The organism is Bacillus cereus group sp. BfR-BA-01360 (genome assembly GCF_022663595.1).
Taxonomy (GTDB): domain Bacteria; phylum Bacillota; class Bacilli; order Bacillales; family Bacillaceae_G; genus Bacillus_A; species Bacillus_A cytotoxicus.
In genome coordinates, this window is sequence record NZ_JAKUFV010000030.1 from 16943 (window position 1) to 31205 (window position 14263).

Here is a 14263-nt window from a genome sequence, read left to right on the forward strand (position 1 = left end):
TTTTATTCCTGCTCTGGGTCACGCAAGTAATATCCTACTCCACGTCTCGTAACAATTAGAGTTGGATGACTTGGATTATCTTCAATCTTTTCACGTAAACGACGTACTGTTACGTCTACTGTACGTACATCCCCAAAATAATCATAACCCCATACAGTTTGTAATAGATGCTCACGTGTCATAACTTGTCCTAAATGCTTCGCTAAATAATGTAGTAACTCAAATTCACGATGCGTAAGTTCAATACTCTCTTCTCGCTTCGTTACACTATACGCATTTGGATTAATAACAATTGGTCCAATGACCATTTCTGTATTTTCCTCTTTTTCTGCTGCCCCGCCCTGTTGATGACGGCGTAAGTTCGCCTTTACACGAGCTAGCAGTTCTCTCGTACTAAATGGTTTTGTAACATAATCATCTGCTCCAAGTTCTAGTCCTAATACTTTATCGATTTCAGAGTCCTTTGCTGTTAACATAATAATTGGCATTTCAGAACTTTTACGGATTTCACGACAAACCTCTAGTCCATCTTTTCCTGGTAACATAATATCTAATAAAACCATATCTGGTTGTTCTTCATTAGCCTTTTCGATTGCTTCATCCCCATCATGGGCCATTACAATTTCAAAGCCCTCTTTTTCTAGATTAAACTTCAAAATATCTGCGATTGGCTTTTCATCATCAACTACTAAGATTTTTTTTCCCATCATCGTGTATTTCCTCCTCATAAAAATATGGTCAATAATCCTTAAACATATAGGCAGTTCCTGCTTAAAGTTCACCCTTCATTTAAGTATTTTCTCCTCTATTCTCATAGAATCATGTATGATCCACTTTTACACGGAATCCTATACGATCTATAGAAAAACCCCTAGCTTCAACTGCTAGAGGCTCCTTAGTCTATTTTAAAATAACTACCCTCATTTGTAAAATTGCACAAAATAAAAAGGATATTAAGTAGACCCACCTAATATCCTGAGAGTGGCTCGGGACGGAATCGAACCGCCGACACGAGGATTTTCAGTCCTCTGCTCTACCGACTGAGCTACCGAGCCAAAACATATATATATATAAAACCACTAATGGTGGTATAAACAAAAGTGGCGGTCCCGACCGGGGTCGAACCGGCGATCTCCTGCGTGACAGGCAGGCATGTTAACCACTACACCACGGGACCAAAATATAAACATGACCCGTACGGGATTCGAACCCGTGTTACCGCCGTGAAAGGGCGGTGTCTTAACCACTTGACCAACGGGCCACGAAAATGAAAATGGTGAGCCATGAAGGACTCGAACCTTCGACCCTCTGATTAAAAGTCAGATGCTCTACCAACTGAGCTAATGGCTCATACTCACCAACGTCATATTTTCGTGACGACAAGAGTTATCATAACATAATAACTTTCATTTGTACAATACTTTTTAAATTTTTTTTATAAAAGTTAAAAAGAATCCGCGTAAACACGGATTCTTTACTAAGTCTAATGTAGCTTTACATGAAAATCAATAATTAAATGCCATATACATTACGAACAATATTTGTTTGGCTACGGTCTGGACCAACAGAGAACATAGCTAATGGAATACCTGTTAGTTGAGATACACGTTCTACATAATGTCTTGCATTTTCAGGAAGTTCTTCTAATGATTTTACCCCTGTAATATCTTCTGTCCAACCTGGAAGTTCTTCGTATACAGGCTCACATTTTGCTAAAATGTTTAAGTTAGCTGGAACTTCATCCAGAACTTCTCCATTATATTTGTATGCAACACAAATTTTTACAGTTGGAATACCTGTTAATACGTCGATAGAGTTTAAAGAAAGATCTGTTAAACCACTAACGCGGCGTGCATGTCTTACAACAACACTATCAAACCAACCCACGCGGCGTGGACGGCCTGTTGTTGTACCATATTCACGACCAACTTCACGAATTTGTTGACCAATTTCATCATGAAGCTCAGTAGGGAATGGACCATCACCAACACGGCTTGTATATGCTTTACATACACCTACTACACGTTTAATTTTAGAAGGACCCACACCAGAACCAATTGTTACACCACCAGCAACTGGGTTAGAAGATGTAACGAATGGGTACGTACCTTGGTCGATATCAAGCATAACGCCTTGTGCACCTTCAAATAATACACGACGACCTTCATCTAATGCATCATTTAATACAACAGATGTATCGCATACATATTGTGCAATTTGTTGACCATACTCATAGTATTCTTCAAAGATTTCATCCACGTTAAAGCCTTCTGCATCATACATTTTTTCAAATAAACGATTTTTTTCCGCTAAATTGCGTTCCAGTTTTTCTTTAAAAGCTTCACGATCTAAAAGATCCGCCATACGAATACCTATGCGAGCTGCTTTATCCATATATGCTGGGCCGATACCTTTTTTCGTTGTACCAATTTTATTATCGCCCTTACGCTCTTCTTCTAACTCATCTTGTTTTAAATGATATGGTAAGATAACGTGCGCGCGATTACTGATGCGTAAATTATCAGTACTTACACCGCGATCGTGTAAGTATTTTAATTCTACAAGTAATGCTTTTGGATCTACTACCATACCATTACCAATTACACAAATCTTCTCTTTATAAAAAATACCAGATGGAATTAAGTGTAATTTATATTTCACACCATTAAAAACGATTGTATGTCCTGCGTTATTTCCACCTTGATATCTTGCAACTACTTCCGCATGTTCAGAAAGAAAGTCAGTAATTTTACCTTTTCCTTCATCGCCCCATTGTGTTCCTACAACTACTACTGAAGACATTATTCAAGCACCTCCGCGATTTTCAAACGAACTTTTCAAACAATATAATTGTACCAAAATGAAAAGAGAAGTCAATTTAAAAACGAACATTTTTTTAAGTTTTATCATATTTGTTCGTAAGAACTTGTTATTTTCAAAATGAAAACCCTATCTTTTCTATGTAAAAAAAGAAACACATCTTATTATAAGAAATGTGTTTCTTTTTTATACTTCCCTAAGCTGGCGGTGCATGTCCGTCATCGAACCGACGCTCTAAGTTCACGAATTTATTAAATTCTTTTACGAATGCAAGCTCTACAGTACCTACTGGACCATTACGTTGCTTCGCGATAATAATTTCAATCGTATTTTTATTTTCTGTTTCACGATCGTAGTAATCATCACGATATAAAAAGGCTACAATATCAGCATCTTGTTCAATACTTCCTGATTCACGAATATCAGACATCATTGGACGTTTATCTTGACGAGATTCAACCCCACGGGATAACTGAGATAAGGCAATTACAGGAACTTGTAGTTCACGTGCAATTCCTTTTAATGTACGGGAAATCTCAGATACCTCCTGTTGTCGGTTCTCTCCAGGTTTGCCACTTCCTTGAATGAGCTGTAAGTAGTCAATTAAGATCATACCAAGGCCTTGTTCTTGTTTCAATCTACGACATTTTGCTCGAATTTCACTGACGCGAATCCCTGGTGTATCATCAATATATATCCCTGCATTAGAAAGGCTTCCCATTGCCATGGTCAATTTCGCCCAATCCTCTGAAGTTAATGAACCTGTACGAAGCCTTTGTGCGTCAATATTTCCTTCTGCACAAAGCATACGCATAACAAGCTGATCGGCCCCCATCTCTAAACTAAAAATCGCCACATTTTCATCTGTTTTTGTCGCCACGTTTTGAGCAATATTTAATGAAAAAGCAGTTTTCCCTACTGAAGGCCGGGCTGCTACAATGATTAAATCGTTGCGCTGAAATCCAGCTGTCATTCTATCTAATTCAGTAAATCCCGTTGGTATACCTGTGATTTCACCTTTTTGATTATGCAAAAGTTCGATTTTATCATAAGCTTCTACAAGAACGTCTTTAATATTTTGAAACGCTTTTGCATTTGTTTGATGCGATACCTCTAGTATCTTTTTCTCAGCTTCATTTAAAAGCCCTTCTACATCATCTTCTCTTTCATATCCGTCTGATACAATATGAGTTGCAGTTCGAATTAACCGCCGTAAAAGTGCTTTTTCAGCAATAATACGAGCATAATATTCCACATTGGCTGCTGTCGGAACAGCCTCAGCTAATTCCGCTAAATAGGAAACGCCGCCAACTTCCTCTAATAAACCTCGATCTGAAAGCACAGCTGTTACAGTAACTAAATCAACCGGTTCTCCTTTATCAGAGAGCCCAAGCATAATTTCAAAAATCTTTTGATGTGCAGTTCGATAAAAAGACTCAGGTAGCAGCAATTCTGAAGCTGTTGTTAACGCATCTTGTTCAAGAAGAATAGCCCCCAAAACCGCCTGCTCAGCCTCTATATTATGCGGAGGGGTACGATCAGCAAGTACGTCACTCATACGCAATCCTCCTTGCCTAACTTATTTTTATTGTTCGCTAACATGAACTTTTACTGTAGCTGTTACTTGTGGATGCAATTTCACAGTTACATTTGTATAACCTAATGAACGAATTGCATCTTCCATTTCAAATTTGCGCTTATCAAGCTTAATTTTGTGTGTTTTTTGCAGTTCATCCACAATTTGTTTGCTTGTGATGGAACCGAATAAACGACCGCCCTCACCAGATTTCGCCTTTAACTCTACAGTTAATTTTTCTAGTGTTTCTTTTAACTTTTTAGCATTCTCAAGCTCAGCCGCTGCCTCTTTTTCTTCTTTACGCTTTTGAGCTTCCAAAGTTTTCATGTTACTGTTGTTTGCTTCAGCAGCTAATCCTTGCTTTAATAAAAAGTTATTCGCATAACCATCTGGTACGTTTTTGATTTCCCCTTTTTTTCCTTTACCTTTTACATCTTTTAGAAAAATTACCTTCATGATTGTGTGCCTCCCTTTAAATAATCCTCAATAACCAATTGAAGCTTCTCTTCCGCTTCATCGATTGTTGTATTTTTTATCTGTGTAGCAGCATTTGTTAAATGACCACCGCCACCTAGGTTTTCCATAATGAGTTGTACATTCACTTCGCCTAAAGAACGTCCACTAATTCCGATGAAGTTTTCCCCGCGTTTTGCAATAACAAAAGAAGCAATGATTCCTGTCATTGTCAGTAATGTATCAGCAGATTGCGCAATCAATACTTGGTCACAATATTCATCACTATCTACCTTGGCAATCGCGATTCCATTTTTATAAATGTACGCATTTTGAATTGTTTTTGCAACTCGTAAATACTGCTGCATATCTTCTTTTAACAATTCTTGTACAAGAACCGTATCCGCCCCGTGCGACCGTAAATAAGAGGCGGCATCAAACGTACGAGCGCCTGTACGGAATGTAAAACTTTTCGTATCTACAATAATCCCCGCAAGTAATGCCGTCGCTTCTAGCATCGTCATCTTTAAACGTTTCGGCTGGTATTCAAGTAATTCCGTTACGAGCTCCGCTGTAGACGAAGCATATGGCTCCATATAGACAAGCAATGGATCTTCAATAAATTCCTCACCACGTCGATGGTGGTCGATTACAACTACATTCTCAATTTTGTGTAGTAGCTTCTCCTCCATCACCATGGAAGGTTTATGCGTATCCACAACAACGAGTAATGAATCATCTGTCGCAAATTCCATGGCCTGCTGGGGTGTAATAAAACGAGACCATAAGTCCTTATTTTGCTTTACTTTCTCCATTAAACGTTTTATCCCTTTATCCGAGTCATTCTCATCTAACACGATATACCCTTCACGCTCGTTTAATTGAGCTACTTTTAAAATACCAATAGCGGCACCAATTGCATCCATATCCGGTGCTCTATGCCCCATTATCATCACGTTGCTACTTTCAATTACTAAATCTTTTAACGCATGAGAAATCACTCTTGCTCTTACACGTGTCCGCTTTTCAACAGGATTTGTCTTACCCCCATAAAACTTCACCTTACCTGTCGCTTGCTTAATTGCTACCTGATCTCCCCCTCGTCCCAATGCAAGGTCTAAACCAGATTGTGCCATTGCTCCAAGCTCAGATAAAGACAAGTCACCTGATCCCACACCAATACTTAATGTAAGCGGAATATTCCTTTTCGATGTTTCTTCACGCACTTGATCTAAAATATCAAATTTCCCTTTCTCCATTTGCATTAAAATGCTTTCATTTAATACAACGAAGAACCGCTCTGAAGAAGCTCGTTTTAAGTACGCTCCATATTTCAGTGCCCATTCATTTAAGCGCGATGTTACAAGACTCGTTATATTCGTGCGCAATTGATCATCTAATCCTTGGGTAACTTCATCGTAGTTATCCAAGTAAATAATCGCTAAAACTGTGCGTTGATCCTCATACATTTTTTCAATCTCTGTTTGCTCCGTTACATCAAAGAAATAGATTAATTTCTCTTCTTTTCTAACGAACACACGAAACTTACGATTATTTAAAGATACAATATCATCAGAACTTTCCCCTTTTATAAAAAGAAGTAATGTTTCTGATACATCATATAGATGCCAACCCGCCAAAGAATGTTGCCCCAAGCAGGAAGATAAGTAAGGGTTTGCCCAATCAATTCCATACTCCTTATTGTATAGTAAGATACCAATCGGCATTTGATTAAAGGCTTCATTACTTACTTTCTTTACCCTCGTAATCATATCAGTCGTATACTTTTCAAGCTTTTTTTGAAAAGTTAACTCAAAACGTATGGCAAAAAAAAGCACAATACAAAAAATAAAAAAGGCCACCATTCCCATAAACCAATGAAAGAAACTAAGAATGGCTATAAGTACAAACATAAAAAAGGCCAACACATAAACAGGATATAAAAACCGCTGTCTTTTATAAAATTCAGGCATGAATCCAACTCCTATAAAGTAAAACTAACATAGATGATACTCACACGTTAGTTGAACAAATTAAACGTCAGCCTAAGCAACGTTCATTACAGATTCCCATAGTATACCACAAATACTACAACGTTCTTTCGCTACCATTTATTTTGACTTTATTCTAGAACGGAATGGAAAACCTAAATCAATTATACCTAAGATTGTTACAAGAGAAAACAATTGCGGGACAAACATGCAGATAACAAATCCAACAATTGGGATTGCCTTTGAATACCCTTTAGCATGTGCCAAAAAGGCTATAAACCCAAATCCTTGAAACAAAAGCAATATTGAAAAAATAAAGTATACGTTAGAAAATGCAATATCGAAATATGAACTTGGCTCTGCCTTTATAAAAGCAGAACATATAATCAATAAAACATAGTACCAAATGATACTTTTTGGTAATTGCATATTTCGAAATTCAGGCCATTTAACAATTGGATACCGTAATTTTCTTAAAACATTTCCAGCTATCAAAACTGTTAGCCACGAATAAATCAATGCCACCATAACAAGTATGCTTGGTAATAGGTTTCTCAATAATCCCATCAGTTGTTCTAATTCCGCTTTTTGCTCTTGTGAAACCGGTACACCAGCAGCCTTGATTATTTTTTCACTTTGCTCGATTCCTTCTTTAAACATATCTTGCATTTGTTTCATTAAATCTAATTGTAAAAATTTGATGCTTCCAATATAAATGAACAAAAAGCAGACTAAATAGGAAAGTGTTCCTATTATTAATATTTCAACTGGTTGTCTTTTCTTTTTATACATATAACCTAAAGTAAATCCTATTATGCCACACATAACCGTTTTTACTAAGCTAATTGGCGAACTAACAACAAGCGTAACCAGCAGAGAAACAACAAACAACATACATGCACTCGGAAGCGAATAGCGAATGATAAATAATATAAAAGGCAATGGCAATGCAAACGTTGCAACGAGACTTAAGATAGGAACGTATAGCGATACAAGAAGTAACACTGCATATATAGCTAATAATGCCGCTCCCTCTGTAATAATCCTTGTACCTTTCATCTATAAACCTCTCCTTCTAAAAAGAAAAGCATAGCAAAATGCACAGTAAAGTTAGACTCTACTGTGCATTTCATACTTCATTATTCACCAACATATGGTAAAAGTGCCATTTGACGAGCACGTTTAATTGCAACTGTAAGTTTGCGTTGGTATTTTGCGCTTGTTCCTGTTACACGACGAGGTAAAATTTTACCACGCTCAGAAACGAAACGTTTTAATAAATCAACGTCTTTATAATCGATGTGCGTAATGCCGTTAGCTGTGAAGAAACACACTTTACGACGTTTCGCACGTCCACCTTTGCGTCCTGCCATGTTCATTTCCCTCCATTCTTTGTTAAAAATAACCGATCTATACCATTAGAATGGTAAATCGTCGTCCGAAATATCGATCGGTTGCCCTACATTTGAAAATGGATCGTCATTCTTCGTAAATCCAGAATTACCAGATTGACCAAATGGGTTAGAGCCTTGGTTTCCGAAACCAGCTCCTGATGGCTGCTGATTGAAAGAACCGCGTTGCTCCCCACCGCTATTACGCGGCTCTAAAAATTGTACGCTCTCTGCCAGAACTTCTGTTACATATACACGTCTACCATCTTGTCCCTCATAATTACGAGTTTGAAGACGGCCATCAACGCCTGCTAAGCTACCCTTTTTCAAATAATTTGCCACGTTTTCTGCTTGTTTACGCCATATTACACAGTTAATAAAGTCAGCTTCACGCTCACCTTGCTGATTTGTAAAAGCACGATTCACCGCTAACGTGAAAGTAGCTACTGCAACACCATTGGGCGTGTAACGTAAGTCAGGGTCCTTAGTTAGACGACCAACGAGGATAACACGATTCATCAATCGAACCACTCTCCCTATATATCTTAATTATTATTCTTCTTCTTTAACAACGATGTGACGAATGATATCTTCGTTGATCTTAGCTAAACGATCGAATTCTTTCACAGCTTCTGGGTTAGAATTTACGTTTAAGATCATGTAGAAACCGTCACGTAAGTCGTTGATTTCGTAAGCTAAACGACGCTTACCCCACTCTTTCGTGTTAATGATTTCTGCACCATTGTTAGTTAAAACGTTTGCGAAGCGCTCAACTAAAGCTTTTTGAGCTTCTTCCTCCATGTTTGGACGAATGATGTACATGATTTCGTACTTTTTCATTACACTTTCACCTCCTTTTGGTCTAAACGGCCCATAATGGGCAAGGAGCAATTAATTATTATAATAGTAATTACTCACGAGTTTAGATTATATCATAGTAAGTTAGATGAATCAACTAACCAATAAATAAAAAACTTGGTAAACATATAATATATTCACCAAGCTTTTCTCACTATTTTCCTAGGAAATATCAAATTATACATTAAAGCGGAAGTGCATAATGTCCCCGTCTTTTACAATATACTCTTTACCTTCTAAACGTACTTTTCCTGCTTCTTTCGCCGCTGTCATCGAACCATATTCCATTAAATCAGTATATGAAACTGTTTCAGCGCGAATAAATCCACGTTCGAAATCTGTATGAATCACTCCTGCGCATTGTGGTGCTTTCATCCCTTTTTTAAATGTCCATGCGCGAACTTCTTGTACACCAGCTGTAAAGTAAGTTGCTAGTCCTAACAAATCATACGCGGCACGAATTAATTGATCTAAACCAGACTCTTCAATGCCTAATTCTTCAAGGAATACCTTTTTCTCTTCTTCATCTAATTCAGCAATTTCTGATTCAATTTTTGCACAAACAACAATAACTTGTGAATTTTCTTTTGCTGCAAATTCTTTTACCCTCTGTACATACTGGTTCTCAGAAGGATCCATAATATCCTCTTCACTTACGTTTGCTACGTATAGCATTTCTTTCGTTGTAAGTAAATGAAGCCCTTTAACAACCTTCATTTGTTCTTCTGTAAACTCGATCGTACGAGCTGGTTTCCCTGCTTCAAACGCTTCTTTTAAACGAACTAAAATTTCATGCTCAAATACCGCTTCTTTATCTTTTTGTCTTGCTAATTTAGCAACACGTTCAATACGCTTATCAACAGATTCTAAATCCGCTAAAATTAATTCTAGGTTAATCGTTTCAATATCATCAATTGGATCGACTTTTCCTGAAACGTGTGTAATATTTTCATCTTCAAAACAACGTACCACTTGGCAAATTGCATCTACTTGGCGAATATGAGATAAGAATTTGTTTCCTAATCCTTCACCTTTACTTGCACCTTTTACAATACCAGCAATATCAGTAAATTCGAATACCGTTGGAACAGTTTTCTTCGGCTCAACTAGTTCCGTTAGTTTATTTAAACGATCATCTGGCACCTCTACAATTCCTACGTTTGGATCAATTGTACAGAATGGATAGTTTGCAGATTCTGCCCCTGCTTGTGTAATTGCGTTAAATAATGTTGATTTCCCTACGTTAGGTAAGCCAACGATTCCAGCCGTTAATCCCATATTTTTCACTCCTATGTCTCAATCTTCCATCATTATAGATAGTAACAAATAAAATGACAAGTTACCTAAAAATTCAAAAAAGTAACAGCTACCTTATGTAACTGTTACCTCGCATCTATTCTTCATGTTTCACAAGTACTTTTTTCATCTTACGATTAAATTCTCTTCGAGGAATCATTACGGAATGGTCACATCCCTCGCACTTAATGCGGATGTCCATTCCCATACGAATAATCTTCCAACGATTTTCACCACAAGGATGGGCTTTCTTCATTTCCACAATATCGTACAAGTTATATTGCTTCTGCTCCATTCTCTAATCCCCTCTTCCCATTAATTTGCTGTGTTATTAACCATCTCTTCACGATTATATAAAACCATACGTGGATATGGAATTTCAATACCGTGTAAATCAAGACGATTTTTAATCTCTTTTCGAAGAGCTCTTGCAATAATTGCATGTTTCATCGGCGCTACTTCAGCAATTACACGCAATACAACTTCAGATGCAGCAAGTGTTTGAACACCTAATAATTCTGGCTTTGTTACCATATCTTCATATTTTGCAGGCAATTCTTCTAATAATTCTTCAATCACTCGTTCTGCTTGGTCAATATCACTCTCATAAGAGATAGAAACATCAACAAATGCGACGCTGTTGCTAACAGAGAAGTTCGTTACTTGCATAATGCCTCCGTTAGGTAAAATATGAATTTCGCCTGTCCAACTTTTTATTTTCGTTGTACGTAGCCCAATTTCTAAAACAACACCTTCAAACTGACCAATGCAAACATAATCACCAACTGAAAATTGATCTTCTAATAAAATAAACAATCCTGTAATAACGTCTTTTACTAAACTTTGGGCACCAAAACCGACCGCTAAACCGATTACCCCTGCCCCCGCTAATAAACCTGATGCATTAATGCCAAATATCCCCAAAATAGCAATTAGCATAATAAATATAACAACGTATGCCACAATATTTTCAAGCAGTTTTGCTACCGTCATTGTACGGCGCTCTGAAATTTGAATCGGCGAACGGCTGCCCATTCGAAATGCATTTCTTACAATTGCCCTAGCAATTCTAACTACAATTGCACCAAGCACTAAAATAACTACTATTTTGATTGCTCCCATTCCAATATGGGACCAATCAATAGAATCAAACCATTTAGTTAATAAATCCATCTGTTTTACCTCTCCAATAATAATCTTTTATTCATCCCTTATTGTATCAGAAGTTTCCCTTATTTCTTTAAAAACTTTGCTATCTTATTTACATTTTTACCCCGCTATTTTAGGGCAGTAAGACTCCCACCTCAAGATTCAGAGAGAAACAAGGAAGATAGGTGAGAAATTAACTGCCCGTAACAGCCCGATTGGTGAGGGCTCATAATCAGTGGGAGGTGAAGACCCCCACTGATTAAAGTTTCACTTTCTCTTTTGATTAAGGTATAAAATGACACAAAAAAATATATACTGGTACTATTCTTTTCTCTCTTATAAATAATTTGCAACATATATGCTTATAATTCCCCACATCTTAGCTTAATGTAATATTCTTAATAGAAAAAAAGAATGTATAACATATTAAAAAAATGAATAAAAGGATGGGTGCTTCATGAATATTGGGAGTTTTCGCTTACCTTTTTTTGAAAAAGAATCACAAAATGTTATGCATCATGATGTAGAAGCCTCAGAAATATTAAGCAATTTCTTACTATCACACATACCGACCGAATCACCACTTATACTAGTTTGCATAGGAACAGACCGTTCAACTGGTGATGCACTTGGGCCGCTAGTTGGTACAAAATTAGAACAAATAAATATTCAAAACTTCCAAGTATTCGGCACCCTTGATGAACCTGTGCACGCTCTAAATCTCGAAGAAAATATTCAGAATATACAATCTTCAAATCCGAATTCTTTTATTATTGCAGTTGATGCATGTCTTGGCAAGTCACAAAATATCGGTTCCATAACGGTAGGAAAAGGACCTAGTAAACCAGGCGCTGCAATGAATAAAAAACTTCCAGCAGTGGGAGAATTACATATACATGGCATTGTAAATTTAAATGGTTTTATGGAATTTTTTGTGCTTCAAAATACAAGATTAAGCTTAGTGATGAAAATGGCCGATGTAATCGCCCAAAGCATAAAAGAAACAGATCAAAAGTTATCTGTATTAAAAAAGGCAAACCATCTGTAAATAATAAGATGGTTTGCTTTTCAGTTCCCCCCTGAAAGTAGTTCTAAAATTCGATTCAAATCTTCTTTATTAAAAAATTCGATTTCGATTTTCCCTTTTTCTTTTTTTGTTTCCTTAATTTTCACCTCTGTACCGAACTTTTCTCTTAATATTGTTTCACGTTCTATAAAAAAGATATTTCTTTCTTTTTTCTTCTTCTTTGTTTCACGTGAAACTCGCTGATTGATCTCTTGAACAATTTTTTCTAATTGCCGAACATTCAAGCCTTCTTTTTCAATGCGCTTTAATAAAGATTTTAATTGTTCTTCATCCTTAATGGTAAGTAAGGTGCGTCCATGTGCCATTGATAACTTCCCACTTGCAATCATATCTTGCACAAATGAAGGGAGAGTCAGTAACCTTGTGTAATTCGCGATATACGGTCTACTTTTTCCAAGGCGCTTCGCTAATTGTTCTTGTGTTACATTTAGCTCATTCATTAACATTTGATAGGCCATAGCCTCTTCCATTGGATTTAAATCTTCACGCTGTAAATTTTCAAGAAGAGCGAGTTCCATCATTTGCTGCTCGCTCAATTTACGTACAACAACTGGTACCTTTTCAAGATTTGCTTCCTTTGCAGCTCTATATCTTCTTTCACCAGCTACGATTTCATACCCTTTAATACTCTTTCGCGCAATTAAAGGTTGTAAAATGCCATGTTCTTTAATAGAGATTGCTAATTCTTGAATCGCTTCTTTATGAAAGTTTTTTCTAGGTTGGTACGGGTTAGGTCTTAGTTCAGTTACTGCAATCTCTTGAATCGTTTCTTCTTCTTTCACATCTAAATCAGGGAAAAATGCATTTATTCCTCTTCCCAGTCCTTTAGCCACCTGCAATCACTTCCTCTGCTAAATCTATATATACTTCAGCCCCTCTTGATTTAGCATCATACTGCATAATCGGTTTACCATGACTCGGCGCCTCGCTCAAACGAACATTGCGTGGAATAATAGAACGATATACCTTATCTCTAAAGTATTTTTTCACTTCATCTATAACTTGAATTCCTAGATTTGTGCGCGCATCTAACATCGTTAATAATACGCCTTGAATTGCTAAATTTTTATTTAAATGCTTTTGTACAAGACGAACTGTATTTAATAGTTGGCTCAATCCTTCTAATGCGTAATATTCACATTGAACAGGGATAATGACAGAATCGGCTGCTGTTAACGCATTAATTGTTAACAAACCTAAAGATGGAGGACAATCAATAATAACGTAATCATATTCAGTACGAACTGGTTGCAATGCCCTCTGCAAACGTACTTCCCGGGAAATGGTTGGCACCAATTCAATCTCAGCTCCTGCTAATTGAATGGTAGCGGGTAGAACATCTAAGTTTTCAGTTGCGGTCTTCTTTATAACCTCTTGAACAGCTGTGTCTTCTACAAGGACATTATAAATACATTGATCTAATTCGGACTTTTCAATTCCAACACCAGTTGTTGCATTCCCTTGAGCATCAATATCAACAAGAAGAACTTTCTTTCCCATTTGTGCCAATCCGGCTCCTAAATTAACGGATGTTGTTGTTTTTCCAACACCGCCTTTTTGGTTAGCAATGGCAATGATTTTTCCCATGATGTCACCTACTTTCAACCTTTCTATCTTATTCTAAAAATAGTTATATTTATTG

At 37.0% G+C, this 14263-nt stretch carries 15 protein-coding genes and 4 tRNA genes; 1 reads left to right on the forward strand and 18 read right to left on the reverse strand.

The annotated features are described in order from the left end of the window. Positions 1–2: 2 nt before the first annotated feature. The 16 genes from walR to MR056_RS19830 all read right to left on the reverse strand — a co-directional run bounded on the left by walR (position 3) and on the right by MR056_RS19830 (position 11558). A complete protein-coding gene (gene walR / locus MR056_RS19755; RefSeq protein WP_002174499.1) occupies positions 3–710 on the reverse strand; it encodes a cell wall metabolism DNA-binding response regulator WalR in 708 nt (235 codons plus the stop codon). A 272-nt stretch (positions 711–982) separates the two neighbouring features. After that, positions 983–1055: transfer RNA gene (locus MR056_RS19760), tRNA-Phe, on the reverse strand. A 46-nt stretch (positions 1056–1101) separates the two neighbouring features. Then, a tRNA-Asp gene (locus tag MR056_RS19765) sits at positions 1102–1177 on the reverse strand. A 12-nt stretch (positions 1178–1189) separates the two neighbouring features. Further along, positions 1190–1261 (reverse strand) — tRNA-Glu (locus MR056_RS19770). Positions 1262–1274: 13 nt separating this feature from the next. Then, positions 1275–1350, reverse strand: a tRNA-Lys gene (locus tag MR056_RS19775). A 162-nt stretch (positions 1351–1512) separates the two neighbouring features. Then, a complete protein-coding gene (locus tag MR056_RS19780; RefSeq protein ID WP_012096450.1) occupies positions 1513–2802 on the reverse strand; it encodes an adenylosuccinate synthase in 1290 nt (429 codons plus the stop codon). Between the two features lie 214 nt (positions 2803–3016). After that, positions 3017–4378, reverse strand: coding sequence for a replicative DNA helicase (gene dnaB / locus MR056_RS19785; protein WP_012096451.1), 1362 nt, complete (start codon positions 4376–4378; stop codon positions 3017–3019). Positions 4379–4405: 27 nt separating this feature from the next. Next, positions 4406–4852 (reverse strand): 50S ribosomal protein L9, encoded by a 447-nt coding sequence (gene rplI / locus MR056_RS19790; RefSeq protein ID WP_012096452.1) that lies wholly within the window; start codon positions 4850–4852, stop codon positions 4406–4408. Then, entirely contained in the window at positions 4849–6822 is a 1974-nt protein-coding gene (locus tag MR056_RS19795) for a DHH family phosphoesterase (RefSeq protein WP_012096453.1), read from the reverse strand. The genes rplI and MR056_RS19795 overlap by 4 nt, the downstream gene beginning before the upstream one ends. Before the next feature lie 138 nt (positions 6823–6960). Further along, positions 6961–7899 (reverse strand): YybS family protein, encoded by a 939-nt coding sequence (locus MR056_RS19800; protein ID WP_242136652.1) that lies wholly within the window; start codon positions 7897–7899, stop codon positions 6961–6963. 80 nt (positions 7900–7979) lie between these two features. Next, positions 7980–8213: a 30S ribosomal protein S18 gene (gene rpsR / locus MR056_RS19805; RefSeq protein WP_012096455.1), complete on the reverse strand. Its 234-nt coding sequence runs from the start codon at positions 8211–8213 to the stop codon at positions 7980–7982. Positions 8214–8258: 45 nt separating this feature from the next. Continuing rightward, complete coding sequence (gene ssb / locus MR056_RS19810; protein ID WP_012096456.1) at positions 8259–8753, reverse strand: single-stranded DNA-binding protein; 495 nt, start codon at positions 8751–8753, stop codon at positions 8259–8261. Between the two features lie 30 nt (positions 8754–8783). Then, complete coding sequence (gene rpsF, locus MR056_RS19815) at positions 8784–9071, reverse strand: 30S ribosomal protein S6 (RefSeq protein WP_012096457.1); 288 nt, start codon at positions 9069–9071, stop codon at positions 8784–8786. A 195-nt stretch (positions 9072–9266) separates the two neighbouring features. Then, positions 9267–10367, reverse strand: a complete 1101-nt coding sequence (gene ychF, locus MR056_RS19820; RefSeq protein WP_012096458.1) for a redox-regulated ATPase YchF — start codon at positions 10365–10367, stop codon at positions 9267–9269. Positions 10368–10482: 115 nt separating this feature from the next. Beyond that, positions 10483–10680, reverse strand: a complete 198-nt coding sequence (locus tag MR056_RS19825) for a DUF951 domain-containing protein (protein WP_012096459.1) — start codon at positions 10678–10680, stop codon at positions 10483–10485. A 20-nt stretch (positions 10681–10700) separates the two neighbouring features. Further along, positions 10701–11558 (reverse strand): mechanosensitive ion channel family protein, encoded by an 858-nt coding sequence (locus MR056_RS19830; RefSeq protein WP_242136653.1) that lies wholly within the window; start codon positions 11556–11558, stop codon positions 10701–10703. Between the two features lie 433 nt (positions 11559–11991). On the opposite strand from MR056_RS19830, the gene yyaC reads away from it, so the two are divergent. Continuing rightward, a complete protein-coding gene (gene yyaC / locus MR056_RS19835; RefSeq protein ID WP_012096462.1) occupies positions 11992–12582 on the forward strand; it encodes a spore protease YyaC in 591 nt (196 codons plus the stop codon). Positions 12583–12602: 20 nt separating this feature from the next. On the opposite strand, the gene MR056_RS19840 is transcribed toward yyaC, so the two are convergent. Continuing rightward, complete coding sequence (locus tag MR056_RS19840) at positions 12603–13454, reverse strand: ParB/RepB/Spo0J family partition protein (RefSeq protein ID WP_012096463.1); 852 nt, start codon at positions 13452–13454, stop codon at positions 12603–12605. After that, positions 13447–14208, reverse strand: a complete 762-nt coding sequence (gene soj, locus MR056_RS19845; RefSeq protein WP_012096464.1) for a sporulation initiation inhibitor protein Soj — start codon at positions 14206–14208, stop codon at positions 13447–13449. Before soj ends, MR056_RS19840 begins: the two co-directional genes overlap by 8 nt. Between the last annotated feature and the right edge of the window lie 55 nt (positions 14209–14263).